The organism is Sedimenticola selenatireducens DSM 17993 (assembly GCF_000428045.1).
Classification (GTDB): domain Bacteria; phylum Pseudomonadota; class Gammaproteobacteria; order Chromatiales; family Chromatiaceae; genus Sedimenticola; species Sedimenticola selenatireducens.
In genome coordinates this window covers 1-14,077 of sequence record NZ_ATZE01000023.1, presented here as the reverse complement: position 1 = coordinate 14,077, position 14,077 = coordinate 1, and the positions used below count along the sequence as shown (strand labels likewise).

At 58.9% G+C, this 14,077-nt stretch carries 13 protein-coding genes and 2 pseudogenes; 7 read left to right on the top strand and 8 right to left on the bottom strand.

Translation table 11 applies throughout. From position 1 onward, the window contains the following. Positions 1 to 30 precede the first annotated feature (30 nt). The 4 genes and pseudogenes from ampD to A3GO_RS26770 all read right to left on the bottom strand — a co-directional run bounded on the left by ampD (position 31) and on the right by A3GO_RS26770 (position 2,846). Positions 31 to 591 carry a 1,6-anhydro-N-acetylmuramyl-L-alanine amidase AmpD gene (ampD, locus tag A3GO_RS0115940; protein WP_029134253.1) on the bottom strand — a complete coding sequence of 187 codons (561 nt, stop codon included), beginning with the start codon at positions 589 to 591 and terminating at the stop codon, positions 31 to 33. After that, entirely contained in the window at positions 588 to 986 is a 399-nt protein-coding gene (locus A3GO_RS0115935) for a CBS domain-containing protein (RefSeq protein ID WP_029134252.1), read from the bottom strand. The genes ampD and A3GO_RS0115935 overlap by 4 nt, the downstream gene beginning before the upstream one ends. Further along, a complete protein-coding gene (locus A3GO_RS0115930) occupies positions 983 to 1,333 on the bottom strand; it encodes a P-II family nitrogen regulator (RefSeq protein WP_029134251.1) in 351 nt (116 codons plus the stop codon). Before A3GO_RS0115930 ends, A3GO_RS0115935 begins: the two co-directional genes overlap by 4 nt. After that, a pseudogene (locus A3GO_RS26770) lies at positions 1,318 to 2,846 on the bottom strand (DUF1538 domain-containing protein). Before A3GO_RS26770 ends, A3GO_RS0115930 begins: the two are co-directional and overlap by 16 nt. 301 nt (positions 2,847 to 3,147) lie before the next feature. On the opposite strand from A3GO_RS26770, the gene A3GO_RS24160 reads away from it, so the two are divergent. The 3 genes from A3GO_RS24160 to nadC all read left to right on the top strand — a co-directional run bounded on the left by A3GO_RS24160 (position 3,148) and on the right by nadC (position 6,954). Next, positions 3,148 to 5,406 carry a DUF1631 domain-containing protein gene (locus A3GO_RS24160; RefSeq protein WP_051302463.1) on the top strand — a complete coding sequence of 753 codons (2,259 nt, stop codon included), beginning with the start codon at positions 3,148 to 3,150 and terminating at the stop codon, positions 5,404 to 5,406. Between the two features lie 329 nt (positions 5,407 to 5,735). After that, positions 5,736 to 6,113: an FKBP-type peptidyl-prolyl cis-trans isomerase gene (locus A3GO_RS0115905; RefSeq protein ID WP_394707583.1), complete on the top strand. Its 378-nt coding sequence runs from the start codon at positions 5,736 to 5,738 to the stop codon at positions 6,111 to 6,113. Continuing rightward, on the top strand, positions 6,070 to 6,954 hold the full coding sequence (gene nadC / locus A3GO_RS0115900) for a carboxylating nicotinate-nucleotide diphosphorylase (RefSeq protein ID WP_051302461.1): 885 nt from the start codon (positions 6,070 to 6,072) through the stop codon (positions 6,952 to 6,954). The genes A3GO_RS0115905 and nadC overlap by 44 nt, the downstream gene beginning before the upstream one ends. A gap of 6 nt (positions 6,955 to 6,960) precedes the next feature. Here nadC and A3GO_RS0115895 read toward each other — a convergent pair whose 3' ends face one another. Further along, the gene (locus A3GO_RS0115895) at positions 6,961 to 7,200 is read right to left on the bottom strand and encodes a hypothetical protein (protein ID WP_029134245.1); all 240 of its coding nucleotides are present in this window, start codon (positions 7,198 to 7,200) and stop codon (positions 6,961 to 6,963) included. 187 nt (positions 7,201 to 7,387) lie between these two features. Here A3GO_RS0115895 and A3GO_RS24155 point away from each other — a divergent pair, with 187 nt between their 5' ends. Then, on the top strand, positions 7,388 to 8,098 hold the full coding sequence (locus A3GO_RS24155; protein ID WP_051302459.1) for an FKBP-type peptidyl-prolyl cis-trans isomerase: 711 nt from the start codon (positions 7,388 to 7,390) through the stop codon (positions 8,096 to 8,098). Between the two features lie 160 nt (positions 8,099 to 8,258). On the opposite strand, the gene A3GO_RS0115885 is transcribed toward A3GO_RS24155, so the two are convergent. The 3 genes from A3GO_RS0115885 to A3GO_RS0115875 all read right to left on the bottom strand — a co-directional run bounded on the left by A3GO_RS0115885 (position 8,259) and on the right by A3GO_RS0115875 (position 11,860). Then, positions 8,259 to 9,137, bottom strand: coding sequence for a radical SAM protein (locus A3GO_RS0115885; RefSeq protein WP_029134244.1), 879 nt, complete (start codon positions 9,135 to 9,137; stop codon positions 8,259 to 8,261). Between the two features lie 2 nt (positions 9,138 to 9,139). Continuing rightward, positions 9,140 to 10,327 carry an SUMF1/EgtB/PvdO family nonheme iron enzyme gene (locus tag A3GO_RS0115880; RefSeq protein WP_029134243.1) on the bottom strand — a complete coding sequence of 396 codons (1,188 nt, stop codon included), beginning with the start codon at positions 10,325 to 10,327 and terminating at the stop codon, positions 9,140 to 9,142. 63 nt (positions 10,328 to 10,390) lie between these two features. Next, the gene (locus A3GO_RS0115875) at positions 10,391 to 11,860 is read right to left on the bottom strand and encodes an AAA family ATPase (RefSeq protein WP_029134242.1); all 1,470 of its coding nucleotides are present in this window, start codon (positions 11,858 to 11,860) and stop codon (positions 10,391 to 10,393) included. A gap of 246 nt (positions 11,861 to 12,106) precedes the next feature. On the opposite strand from A3GO_RS0115875, the gene A3GO_RS0115865 reads away from it, so the two are divergent. The 3 genes and pseudogenes from A3GO_RS0115865 to A3GO_RS24150 all read left to right on the top strand — a co-directional run. Beyond that, entirely contained in the window at positions 12,107 to 12,817 is a 711-nt protein-coding gene (locus tag A3GO_RS0115865) for a sulfite exporter TauE/SafE family protein (RefSeq protein ID WP_029134241.1), read from the top strand. A 17-nt stretch (positions 12,818 to 12,834) separates the two neighbouring features. Then, positions 12,835 to 13,725: a sigma 54-interacting transcriptional regulator gene (locus A3GO_RS0115860; protein WP_029134240.1), complete on the top strand. Its 891-nt coding sequence runs from the start codon at positions 12,835 to 12,837 to the stop codon at positions 13,723 to 13,725. A gap of 166 nt (positions 13,726 to 13,891) precedes the next feature. Beyond that, a pseudogene (locus A3GO_RS24150) lies at positions 13,892 to 14,077 on the top strand (IS110 family transposase); the annotation flags it as partial.

The window sequence follows — 14,077 nt, the reverse complement described above, 5'->3', positions numbered from 1 at the left end:
CGCCTACCGGCTTATCCACCCTGCGCAACTTCACCCTTCACCTTTCACAAGCAGCCGTTTCAGGTGTTGCCAGTCGAAGGCCGGTCCCGGGTCGGTCTTGCGGCCCGGGGCGATGTCGCAGTGCCCGGCGATCCGCGTATCCGTGATCGCCGGGTAGTGCTGCTGAATCTCCCGGATGGTCTCGGCCAGTACCCGGTATTGCGCGTCGGTATAGGGCGTGTCGTCACTCCCTTCCAGCTCGATGCCGATGGAAAAGTCGTTGCAGCGCTCCCGCCCGGCAAAGCATGACTGGCCCGCGTGCCAGGCGCGCCGGTGCAGCGGGACATATTGCACCCGTTCACCGTCCCGGCGGATCAGCAGATGCGAGGAGACCCGCATTTGATGGATCTGGGCAAAGTAGGGATGCTCGTCCGGGGGGAGCTGGTTAAGGAACAGCCGGTCGATCCAGGGGCCGCCGTATTGGTCCGGCGGCAGGCTGATGCCGTGAATCACCAGCAGATCAACTGCGCAGGAGTCGGGCCGCTCATCCTGATTGGGTGAGGGACATCGGCGTGCCGATTCCAGCCAGCCGGACCAGACTGCAGGATTCATTTTTTGATACCCTTTACCACCATGTCGGAGAAGCTGACCACTCCCAGGATCTCGCCTTTGCTGATTACCGGGGCGCGTGACAGGTGCAGGCGGTCGAACAGCCGAGCGCAGTAGCGGATATCCATGTCAGGTTCGACGGAAATCACCGGTTTGGTCATTATTTCATAGATATTGACCCTGGATGGCGGGCGATCCCTGGCCAGCACCTTTCTCGCGATATCGGAAAACATGACAATGCCGTAGGCGTCGTTCTCGTCCCGCTTGTTGACCACCAGGGTCTTGGTCTCGACGTGATCCATCTTCCGTAATGCGGCCTCGACCGTGTCCATGCCATCCACGGTATCCACGTTCTGTTTCATGACATCCCGGACACGGATGATCTCATGTTTGCTCACAGCTCGTCCTCCACGACGCGGGTCAGTTGCCTGATCTGATGACTGACCCCGACAGCATCCTCAACATCGATCTGGAAGGCGATACCGGTGCCGGGCTTGTCATCGAACTCACCGACCTCGGCAATGGTTTCCAGAATGCTGCGGCTCAAATGCTCCTCAACCAGAAACAGCACCATGTCGCGCTGTACTTCCAGGCTCAGGCCGAAAAAGGTCTTGCTCTTCTGCAGTCCCTCGCCCCGGGCCTGGTTGATCACGGTGGAACCTGTGGCGCCGGCATTTCTGGCGGCATCGACCACAATATTGGTCTTGCTGTCTTCAATCAGTGCAATGATCAGTTTGAAATGCATTGTTCTTCCTTCGCTCGGGTTGCTCTTGCCCGTCGGGCAAGCCATTCACTAAGTTGTGCATAGCCCATGACGCTCATGATAGGAAACAGGCTGGCAAAGGCGATCAGCCCGAATCCATCCAGCATGGGATTGCGCCCGGGGATCGTACTTGAGAGACCCAGCCCCAGGGCCGCGACCAGCGGTACGGTTACGGTGGAGGTGGTGACGCCACCCGAATCATAAGCCAGGGCGATAATCGCCTTGGGGCAGTATAGGGTCTGGATCAGCACCACAACATAGCCGGTAATGATGTAGTAGTGCAGCGGGGTGCCGGTAACGATGCGATAGGCCCCAAGGGCAATGCCGATCGCCACTCCCAGTGCCACCGCAATGCGCAGGCCCCAGGTACCCACCGCGCCGCCGGAGACCTGATTGGCCTTGATTGCCACCGCGATCAGGGAGGGCTCGGCGATGGTGGTGGAGAGGCCGATGGCAAAGGCAAACAGGTAGACCCAGAGATAGTGCTGCCAGTTATTGCTGAGTTCATCTGCCGTCTGGCTGATACCGAGGAATTCGGGTGCCGTGAGTTGTGCCGCCATCAACTTGCCAAGGGGAAAGAGCGCCTCTTCCAGTCCCTGGAGAAAAAAGGCAAGGCCAAGCAGGACCAGCAGGAAGCCGACCAGCACCTGTCCGAGGTGATTTACCCGTTTGCGCAGTACGAATAGCTGAAATCCGAACAGGATGGCTGCAATCGGCAGCACATCGGTAATGGTTGAAGTCAGTGTGCCGAGGAAATCAGATAGCCAGTTCATCACAGTAGCATTCCATAGCCCATGACAAAGATCATCGGGGTGAGTGAGGCGAAGGCGATCAGGCCGAAACCATCGGTCATAGGGTTGCGGCCGCGGATACTGCTGGCCAGCCCGACGCCCAGCGCAGTTACCAGGGGGACGGTGATGGTGGAGGTGGTGACCCCGCCCGAATCATAGGCAATGCCGATGATTTCGGGCGGGGCGAAGACGGTCATGATCACTACCCCGGCATAGCCGCCCATGATCAGATACTGTACTGGCCATCCCTTGATGATACGAATGACCCCAACCACAATGGCCAGTCCCACGGATACCGCCACGGTCAGGCGAAGACCGTCGGCATAGCGCTGCATCTCCGGTTCACTCTGGGCAATCATCCCGCCGATTGCGGCCACCCGGGCGGCCTCGTCAGAGATGGCGATCAGGGCGGGTTCGGCTACCGTGGTGCCGAATCCCAGTGCGAAAGCAAACAGCGTGAGCCAGAGGATACTGCCCTTGGAGGCGAAATCATGGGCCATCGATTCGCCGATCGGAAACAGGCCCATTTTCAAGCCCTGCACGAACAGGGTCAGGCCTATCACCACCTGCAGGGTGCCAAACAGCAAATTGCCCAGGTCGGGGATTGGTTGCCTGAACACCAGTAACTGGAAAAAAGCAATAACGACTACAATGGGTAGTAGGTCACGGATACTCTCCGCCAGGGCCTTGCTGAAATGCCGCATGAGTCTGTTCACGCGGTAACAATACACGACGGACAAATTGATGTTAATCGGATGTGTGGATTGTTTTACGCCGGGCCATTATCTTGAGTTTGTTGATGAAGGCATGCAAAGTGTAGTGAATGGCGGTGCGAATTGGGAGCTGGGTCACGTTTTTACGTGACATTTTTTTGACTTATGGGTAATTGTGACGCTTCTCACGACAGCTTACGCGGGTGGCGTCCAGACTCCATACTGTAGAGGGCTCTTTGGTTGGTTGCTCTCGGTTCTGTAATGAGAAACAAGTGACAATTGGAATCCAGTTATGAAGGCCGGAAATATCATTTCTTTTGGTGGTAAGCGTTCGGGTGATCAGGGGGTGACTCTCCGGGAGGGTTACCACGGCACCATCAACGCCTGTCGGCAGTTGCTGGTGAAATTTTTGCCGCAGCGCATGGATGCGCTGTTCGAACGGCTGGACGATGTGCTGTATACCCATGCGGATAAGGCGGGGAACGACAAGAGCCAGGCGGCCTATTTTGAAGCAATGCGTATCCTGCGTCGCGAGCGTGAGCAGATACAGAGCGCTTTTAACAAGGGTGTGCTGGGACGCTTCGACCGTTTCTGGACCCATGGTCCCGGTTCGGTTCCGAACGATGCGCCGGATGCCTCCTTTACCAGTGATGAGTTGGGCCTGGTGGAGAGTGACGATCTGGAAGAGGGGTTGGCCATCACGGGCATGGTGTCCAAGGGCAACAACAGTTTTTATCGGGATCTGTACGCCCTGGATGAGCGGTTCAGTTACCTGCTGAACGGGGCGACTATTGGGGAGGCGGGCAATCCGCTTGCTCCGGCTTCTTTCGGTGCGGCCTTCAAGCAATCGATGGCCACGCTCGAAGTTACGCTTGCCGTCAAGCTGGTGATCTACAAGCAGTTTGAAAAAGAGGTCATTGGCCAGCTAGCTCCCCTTTATGATCAGATCAATGCCGTCCTGGCCAAGGCCGGAATCCAGCCGGAGATCAAGCCGACCGTGCGGCGCAATTCACCCTATCGCGCCTCCGGTTCGTCTGGATACGGCGCTACGGCTGAGGGTGCGGCCTATACACCGGGAGAGGATCCCGGCTTGCAAGCCGAGGTGTTCGCCACACTCCAGCAGTTGCTGATGCAGCGGCGTCCGGCCACGCAGTCCGTGTCGACCTCGGTCCAGTATGTCGATTCGATGAACCTACTTTCAGCGCTCTCCGTGCTGCAGCACCAGGGCGACCAGGTGGCGGCTGCCGGACAGGCGCTGGATGCCGGGGCCATGCGTAATGCGCTGCTGAGCATGCCCCAGATAGGTCGGGCGGCTTCCGGAAAGGTTGCGATTGGCCGTTCGGACGACGACACCATTGATGTCATCTCCATGCTGTTTGAATTCATCCTTGAGGATCCAGGTCTTTCCGACGCCATGCGCGCCCTGCTGGCGCGGCTGCAGATCCCGATGCTCAAGGTAGCGATTCTGGACAAGAGCTTTTTCAGCCGCAAGGATCACCCGGCGCGGCGGCTGCTCAATGCCATGGCGCAGGCGGCGATCGGCTGGACGGAAGAGTCGGGTCGCAGTGGTGATGGATTGTATGCCCATATCGAGTCAGCGGTCGGGCGGATACTGACCAAGTTTGATGATGACCTGACTCTGTTTGATGAGTTGTATGAGCAGTTTGCCGCCTTTCTTGAGCGTGAGCAGCGGGGGGCTCATGTCGCAGAGGAGCGGGCCGCCCAGGTGACCCAGGGCAAGGAGGCGCTGGTAGAGGCCAAGCGTCATGTGGCGGATGAGATAGGACACTGTCTGTCAAATTATGGCGCCGTTCCCGATGTAGTGCAGAACCTGGTGCGGGATGGCTGGAATGATGTCCTGCTGTTGATCTACCTGCGCAAGGGTCGGGAGAGCGAGGAGTGGACCGATGCGGTAAATCTTATGGATCGCCTGGTCTGGAGCGTGATGCCCAAGCCCAGCCACAGTGAGCGTCAGGAGTTGTTGCGTTCCATACCCGAATTGTTGAAGGCGTTGCGTGCGGGGCTTGCCGGGATCTCCTATAACCAGCACAAGATGACCCGCGCCTTCAAGGGACTGCAGGCACGTCATCTGGCCTGCCTGCGCGGAGGTCGCGCCCTGGAATCCGCAGATGCCGATCAGGCCGATGAGGATAATCAGGTTGATGGGGCGGGTGATGTCATGGAAGAGATCGTCCTTGAGTCGGTGGATGCTCGTAGTGCCCCGATTGAGAGCGAACCCGACCAGTTCGACGCGCAGGCCAGGGAGTTGGAAGTGGGTACCTGGCTGGAGCTGACCGAGGAGGATGGGACGGTGGTACGTGCCAAACTTTCCTGGCGCAGCAACATCAGTGGCAGTTGCCTGTTTGTTAACCGCAAGGGAATGAAGGTGGCGGAGGTGACCCAGCAGGGACTGGGGGTATGGCTGCGTAGCGGTAAGGCAGTGGTATTGCCGGCCGTCAGCGTGCCGCTAATGGATCGGGCGCTGAACTCGATGTTGGCGACCCTTAACCGGTCGGCGTCGACAACACCGGGTGGAAAGAAAGAAGAGTGAATTTGTGAGTTGAATTACTGTGCCGTTAACGCCCCCGCCCTGCGGGGGTATTTTTTGTCCAGGGATGGACTTATGCCGCGGACGACTCCATGGATGGAGGAGGTAGAGCGAAGCAGGAGGCCAGAGCCGAGCACAAGGATGTGCGGGAGCGGCGTTGCCAGGGATGGACTTATGTCGCGGAGCACGCTCCTGCTGTTCGCTGATAAATTCACCGGTATGAGTCGGAGTAGGGTTGTCTGGCTGGTGAATGAGATTGTCGGCAGTATACAATAAGAAAACTTGTCACTATCTATCCTGCATCTTGAGTTTATCGGGATAGCTGAATAGTTATGAAAATTCATTCAAATCCAGAGGGCATTAAAATGGCGGAAAAGATGACCGATTCCGGTCTGAAATACGATGACATGGTAGAGGGTGAGGGTGCGGTCGCCGCCGCGGGTCAGCGAGTAGTGGTGCACTATACCGGCTGGCTTACCGATGGCCGCAAGTTTGATTCCAGTCTTGATCGCAATGATCCTTTCACTTTTTCACTGGGCGCCGGGCAGGTGATTCGTGGTTGGGATGAAGGTGTGCAGGGGATGAAGATCGGCGGCAAGCGCAAGCTGACCATTCCGCCCCAGTTGGGTTATGGTGCACGCGGTGCCGGCGGTGTGATTCCGCCCAATGCGACCCTGGTGTTCGAGGTGGAACTGCTGGAGATCGGTTGAGTTGTCCTTGCCGAATCTGGAAGATATCCGGGCCCAGGTGAGACTGGCGCTGGCGGAGGATCTGGGCACGGGCGACCGGACGGCGGCGCTGATTCCGGCTGACGCCCAATCCCGGGTCAGGGTAATCTGCCGGGAGACCGCAGTGATCTGTGGAGTCGCCTGGTTTGACGAGGTGTTTCGGCAGCTTGATCCAACGATTTCTATCGACTGGCGTTGTCGCGATAGTGAAATGATCGCGCCTGACCAGCTGGTTTGTGAGTTGAGTGGCAATACCCGCGCCTTGCTGACGGGTGAGCGTACGGCGCTGAACTATCTGCAGACTCTCTCGGGTACCGCTACCCTGGCAAAGCAGTACGCCGATGCGGTAGCAGGTACCGGAGTGCGCATTCTGGATACACGCAAGACGCTGCCGGGTCTGCGGCTACAGCAGAAATACGCCGCCACCTGCGGGGGCTGCCACAATCACCGGATCGGTCTGTTTGATGCCGTGCTTATTAAAGAGAATCACATAAAGGCCGCCGGATCGGTGACAGCGGCAGTCAAGCTGGCTCAACAGCTGGCGTCAGATATTGAGATAGAAGTGGAAGTGGAGTCGCAAGACGAGCTGGAGGAGGCGCTGGCGGCCGGTGCCCGGCGGATTCTACTGGACAACTTCACCCTTGAGGCGTTGCGGCAGGCGGTCGGTCGAGTCCAGGGGCAGGCACGTCTTGAGGCATCGGGTGGTGTCACGCTTGGGACCATTCGCGAAATTGCCGAGACCGGCGTGGATGATATCTCGGTCGGCGCCCTGACCAAGGATGTGAAGGCGATCGATCTGTCGATGCGCTTTTTTGATGCGTAGATTGGGTCACGCCTTCACGTCAAGCAGGGAACCTATCAGGGCGTCGGTTGTCTTGAAAGCCTTGACCGACGCGCTTGTCTGGAGACTGCTCTGGTGAAGTTCGACCAGGGCGCGAACGGCGTCCTTGGTTGGTGTTTTTGCGGTGAGCTGGTTTGCGCTGGCAATATCCGTCGCATTGCGGCGCATCTGGCGCATGCCGCGTTGAATGCCCTGAAGGGCGGTATCCGAAATGGAGTTGATTGCCATAATGGGTTCCGGATAGGGCGTACCGTTTCCAGTACTAAGGTCAAATGGGCGCTTGCCAAGGATAAGATAGTCAATATTGTGACTATTTGCAATTATTTGACGAATATTAAAGGATATTTTTTCTCAACGCGTTCGATTGTACCCACGGGCCCAAAGGGGCCAATTTTAATCACACAAAGGAAAATCAATGTCTGTGTCTATAAAACCAATCATCACCGCGGCGGTTTTAGCGACTGCTACCCTTTCGGTCCAGGCTGCCGATCTGACCAGTCTGGAGCAGCGGTTCAGCTATGCCCTGGGTTATCAATTCGCCCAGCAGCTGAAGCAGCAGGGCGTAACTGTCGAAGGGGCTGCCTTTGGTGCGGCGCTGGATGATGTGCGCAATGGCAATACCACACAGCTGACCACGGAGCAGATGTCCGAGGCGTTCCGTCAGACCAAGGAGGAGATGGCCAAGCTCAAGGCGCAGGAGTCGATCGCTGCCAAGCAGGCAGGAGAAAAGTTCCTGGCGGACAACAGTAAACAGGAAGGTGTGGTCGTTCTGCCCAGCGGATTGCAGTATCAGGTACTGCAGGCGGGTGAAGGTGACAAGCCCATGGCGGGAGCAACCGTCACCGTGCACTATCGTGGTACGCTGATATCCGGCCAGGAGTTTGACAGCTCCTATGCCCGTGGTGAACCCACCAGTTTCTCGCTGGATGGTGTGATTCCCGGTTTCCGGGAGGGCATCAGCCAGATGAATCAGGGTGCCAAGTGGAAGTTGTTCATCCCCTCCAGCCTCGGGTATGGCGAGGTGGGTGCTCCTGGCGCCATCGGACCCAATGAAACCCTGATCTTTGAAGTGGAACTGCTCTCCTTCGAGGCACCCAAAGCCCTGGAAGAGAAGAAGGGCGAATAAGACTGCGGTGCATTTTTGACCCGCCCGAAATGGGGCGGGTCGATTTCAGCATAGGACGCCCCACGGGCGCCGTGCGCGGCCCTCCCTATGGGAAGCCGAGTCCGCTGGCTGAGTGCATCATACCTGCGGGTATTGGGCGGGCAACCTCAGTGGGTTGCCCCTACAAACCGCGCAGCTGCCGGGGGCGCAACTGTTCTCCATACGTCAACGCCTGGTCGATCCGGGCCAGCAGTCGTTCCCGGTCCCGTGGCAGGTTGCCAGCCAGCGCCAGGGCGTTGGAGGCGTGGTTGGAGCGGAAGATGATTGGGTTGGGGGGCTCGATACCGGCCACCAGCCGGCGTTGTTCCCGCAGAATGGCCTGGTCGTCCTGGGGGCAGAAGGGTTCGCCGAACTTGTCCAGGAAGTGCTGCCGCTCGCCGGTTTCCAGAAACAGCTGCAGGGTCGACAGGTAGGTAACCGGGGCGCGGCTCAACAGTTCGATAGTGCCTTGAATATGTTCCTCTGAACGGGACTTGCCGCCCAGGCCGAGAATGACCGTGGCCGAAACCTTTAGGCGGCAGTTATGCGCCTTCTCCAGGGCGGCCCGGATGCTTCGCGGGCTGGCGCCTTTGGTGATTTTTTTCAGGATGGTGCCCGAACCCGACTCGATGCCGACATAGAGCAGGTTGAGCTTATGTTCCCGCAGACGCGCCAGTTCGGTCTCCTGCTTGCGCAGGATATCGCTCGGGTTGGCGTAGCAGGAGACCCGGCTGAGCCGGGGAAACGCCTTGGCCAGTTTTTCCAGAATCGCCAGCAGATGATCGGTCGGCAGGGTCAGGGCATCGCCGTCAGCCAGGAACACCCGCTGGGCGTCCGGCCAGGCCCGGGCGGCCTCGGTGATTTCCGCGAACACCGTCTCAAGCGGTCGGATGGTGAAACGCTTCTGCTTGTACATGGAGCAGAACGAGCACTGGTTGAAGTGACATCCCAGGGTGGCCTGGATAATCAGGTTATTGCCCTCGCTGGGGGGGCGGTAGAGCGGCATGTCGTAACTGATCATCGTTACTGTTCCTTGGGGGGAAAGACCAGCCGGGTACCGGCGAACAGGGTTCTGTCCCCGGCCGCGGCGTGATGCCTGAAACTGAGGCGCCGGATCGACGGCTGGCTGTGCAGGCAGCCGCCCCGCAGCACATAATGTCCCTGAGCGAACTGCTCGATGCCGCCCTCGGGATCGAGTCCCGGCTGAAATTCACTGTAGGCCTCAAAGGGATTGGCGCACCACTCCCAAACCCGGCCGTATGTCTTTACTGCCCGAGTGCGCAGGGCGACTTCCCACTGGTATTCGTGCTGCAGAACGGCACCGCTCAGTTCGCCACCCAGCGAGGCGACCCAGCGGGCATAGGCCTGTGCCTCGTGCTGGGAAATGCCCATGACAGGATCTTCCGGCAGCAGATCGGCGGGGCCGTTCAGGCTCATCCCGTACCAGGCGCCATGGTTATCGCGGCGCCAGTGATGGGGGTGGCTATCGACGCCTTGGCGCCAGCCCCAGCCCTGCTCGCTCCAGTACTCCCGCATGGCATAGCCCCCAGCCTGCATGAAAGCGAGCCAGGCGGCGTTGCTGGCCGGTTGCCGGTCGATGCGGAAATTGCTCAGGTTGACCACCTGGGCCGGTTGCTCATTATCGCGGGCGGCGGGATCCCCCTTGGCGCCGATCCGATAATGTCCCTGGGAGACGCCGACCTGGTCTGCTGTCGGGGCTTCAGCGATGAGCGGGCGCACTACCCGGTAGGCTTCCGCCTGTTGCAGCCGCTGCTCCACCAGCGTCTGCAGCATCTGCTCGTACAGCAGGGCGCGGGACTGGTTGATCAGCAGTATCAGCCGGTTTTCCGCCAGCAGCGGATGATCTGGTAGTCTGTCCAGGTTGGCCAGTCGCATCAGGTTCTCGTCCTGCAGTTCCAGCGCCCAGTTCAGCAGATGATCCTTGGGGGGGAGTCGCTCCCATTGAGTTTCGGGCGGCAGCGCACCAGGGGTAAATATGTCCGCCACGCGGTCGGTGATATCCGTCTCTCCCTGAATCTGTTGTCGCAACAGCCAGGTCTCCAGATAGACCGCGCGGCCGTAATCCCAGAGCAGGGGGGCAAGTGAAGGGTGGTAGCTGTGGCGACACTCGCGGTCGCTGAGCGGCTCAAGCAGCTGAGTCATCATCTGTTGCAGCGCGCTGAGCTGGCCGAGGGGATGTGTGGTTTGCATGATTCCAGGATAACTTCTGTTGTTACTGCCATCGGGTGGGCTATGGTATCCGGTTTGCGCGTTTCAGTCTGCCGCTACGGTCCGGCCCGCTGCCCACTCCCGCTGTTGCGTGATCTTTTCCGCCATCACCACCGAGAGCGGGCGGGTCCGTTCTATCTCGGCCAGCAGGTGCCGGGTATCCAGCTTGCTCTCCTGCGCCTGGGCTGCGTAGAGGGCTGAGACGATAGCCTGTTCGATCTCCGCGCCGGTGAAACCCTCGCTGGCACTGGCCAACAGTTCCAGGTCAAAACCGCTCGGGGCTTGATTGCGCCGACGCAGGTGGATATCAAAAATCTCCCGGCGCACCTCTTCACCGGGCAGATCGATAAAGAAGATCTCATCCAGCCGGCCCTTGCGTATCAGTTCGGGCGGCAGGCGCTGAATATCGTTGGCGGTGGCGACGATAAATACCTGGCTGCGGTTTTCCGCCATCCAGGTGAGCAGGGTGCCCAGTATGCGCAGCGATACCCCGTCATCCGCCTGGCCGGGAGAGACGCCCTTTTCTATCTCGTCCATCCAGAGTACACAAGGTGCCATGCTTTCGGCGATCTCCAGGGCGTTGCGCAGGTTCTTCTCGGTTTCGCCAATGTATTTGTTATAAAGGATGCCGAAATCAATGCGCAGCAGTGGCACGCTGAAGGCGCCGGCGACCGCCTTGGCGGCCAGACTCTTGCCTGCCCCCTGGACCCCCAGCAGCATGATGCCCCGGGGCTGATCCAGGCTGCTGGTCTGCCCGGCGAAGGACTTGTGGCGATGGCTCAACCACTCCTTGAGGCGTGTCAGACCGGCCACCTCGGCAAAGCTGGCGGTGTCGTATTCGAAGGCGATAACGCCGTCCTGATTGATCAGTTCATACTTGGTCTTCATCAGTCCGGGCAGGTCGTCACGGCTGATGGCGCCGTCATTTTCGATCGCCGATCGAATCAGGCGACGGGCGTCAGTGGCGGTGACGCCGGTGAGGTTGGAGGCCAGCCGGTCCACGGCCATGGGATCAGCCTGCACCTTGCGGCGGTTCTGTGACTGCCAGCGTCGCGCCTCCTCCTTGATCAGCATCTTGATGCCGGCGCGATCCGGCAGACGCAGATTGAAGCGTGCCGTAAGGTGTCTGATTTCCGCCGGTATGGGGATATCGTGGCTGAGGAAAATCAGGGTCTTGGCAATCTGTTCGTGTTCCTGGGCAATCTCCTTGATCAGCCGCACATGGATCGGGTCGTCCAGGAAAGGGTGGAAGTCCAGTAGCAAAAAATAGCCGGGCCGTGACAGGGCCTTGATATGTTTCAGGACTTCCCGTGGTTCCGAGGTGAACTTCTGCACGCCGAGATCTGCCTCCAGTCGCTTGAGTCCTTCGGTAACCGTCCACTGGTACATCGGGCGGTCCAGGCGCAGGCCGAGTTGGGTGAGCATCTGCGTGACCCGTATCTCTTCCAGTGATTCGATCACGATGACCGGTGTATGGGATGTCAGGATCAGTTCAAGATCGTGCAACTCTTTCATTATTATTCCTGTGACTCAGGCGGCCCGCTCACTTTATCAGTCTTTCCCGGCAACCGCAGTAGCAGGGAATTGTGCCGTATGATGGGAGCAATTGTTATTGATCAATCCATATTGGTGGAGAATGGCATATCATAGCGATGCGAGAAGATGTTGTGCAGGTGATGGCACTGACGGGTCATCACATCGGCGGGTGACACGGGCCACTCCGTGCTACCCGTGGGCCGGATAAGAGATGGTGGAACACAATTGGACCTGTCATTGCCACTGGCGTTTACTGTCGGGCTGTTCAGTGCCGTGCACTGTATCGGCATGTGTGGGGGCATTATGGGGGCGCTAAGCTACGGTTTGCCGCCCACCCTGCGACAGAATAATGTTAAATTTTTGATTTTTCTGCTGGCCTATAACAGTGGGCGGGTGCTCAGTTATGCGGCCGCCGGGGCCTTGATCGGTCTGCTGGGCAGTGCACTGCTGGAGGCGCTTGGTCCCGGAGAGGGACATCGCTGGTTGCAGTGGTTTGCCGCGCTGATCATGGTGCTGATTGGTCTGCATGTGGCGGGTTGGCTGCCGCGTCTGGCGCAGGTGGAGCGGCTCGGCGCCCCTTTGTGGCGTTGGCTCGAACCGCTGGGCCGCCGACTGATGCCGGTTGAATCGATTCCACAGGCGGTGGCCTATGGGGCGGTCTGGGGATGGTTGCCCTGCGGACTGGTGTATACCATGCTGATCTCCACTGCTACCAAGGTGGGGCCGGTGGATGGCGCACTCTATATGGCGGCCTTCGGTCTGGGCACGCTGCCTTCGGTGGTGGCAACCGGCATGCTGGCCGGACGGCTCTACCGCTATGCGCAAAATCCCTATTTGAAGGTGGCGGTCGGGTTGATTATTATATTGCTAGGTCTGTTGACCCTATGGTTTCCGGGGTTGCTTGATGTGACTGCATATCAACAGACACCCAACTAACAGCGAGTGATACGGATATGAACAGTGTTGCAGAAAAGATGTATGGCAGCTCACCCGTATTCAATCGGGCGGTAAATGCCGCCCGTATGGTGGCGGGGACGGATGTTACCGTGCTGATTACCGGGGAGCCGGGGTCGGGAAAGGCGTCAATGGCCCGGGAGATCCATAGTGCGAGCCGGCGCTCGAACGGTCGCTTTCGGATGATCGGTTGTGCCGGTATCGACGAGCGGCAGTTCGAGGCGGATTTGAAGGCTACGGCCAGTGGTTCCACCCTTTATCTTGATGAGGTGGCGGATCTGTCACTGGAAGCGCAGGCCAAGCTGCTGCATTTCATCGAGTCGGTGGAGGCGCGCCATGCCGGTTACCCCGATGTGCGGGTGCTGGCCTCTACCTGCACCGACCTGTTGTCACTGCAGAAGTCCGGCGAGTTCCGCGAAGACCTCTATTATCGGCTGCATGTGGTGCCGCTGGCGTTGCCGCCGCTGCGTGAGCGTACCGATGATATTGTGCTGTTGCTCAAACAGTTTACCGCCGATCTGGCAAGGCATCATGGCCGAAAGGCCCCGCGCTACTCGGTTACTGCACGCAATCTGGTGAAACAGTATCGTTGGCCCGGCAATGTGCGGGAGCTGCGCAATTTCTGTCAGCGCATGGTGATCCTGATGCCTGGGGCCATTGTCCAGCCCGCCGATATGCCACTGGAGATGCGACGGGATAACGCCACCGCGGCCAAGGCGGGATTGTTCTCCCTGCCGGAAGAGGGGGTCGATCTGTTTGCGCTGGAGGGCGATATCATCCGCCAGGCGATCTGCATGAGCGGTGGTAATCGCAGCAAGGCGGCGCGTCTGCTGGGGCTGACCCGCGATACCCTGCTCTATCGCGTCCAGAAGCACGCCATAGAGATCTGATTCAATTCATCGCTGGTAGGGGCAGGCCTCCGTGCCTGCCCCTATTTTTATGGGCGGCTATTCTCAGTGGTAGGGTGATGAGATGGTCTCCTCCCCACTCCAATCGGCGTCGCAATGCGCCAAGATAAAAGCATCCCTTTTATCTAAATGAGTTGAGGAGGAGACCATGAATAAGCTTACGACCATCGGGATCGATCTAGCAAAGAATTTGTTTGCGCTGGTGGCCTTCAAGCCCAGTGGCCAGGAGCTGTGGCACCGGAATCTGCGGCGTCGGCAGTTGCTGAGATTTCTGGCCAAACAACCACCCTGTCACGTTGCCATGGAAGCTTGTGCCGGGGCTCATTATTGGGGG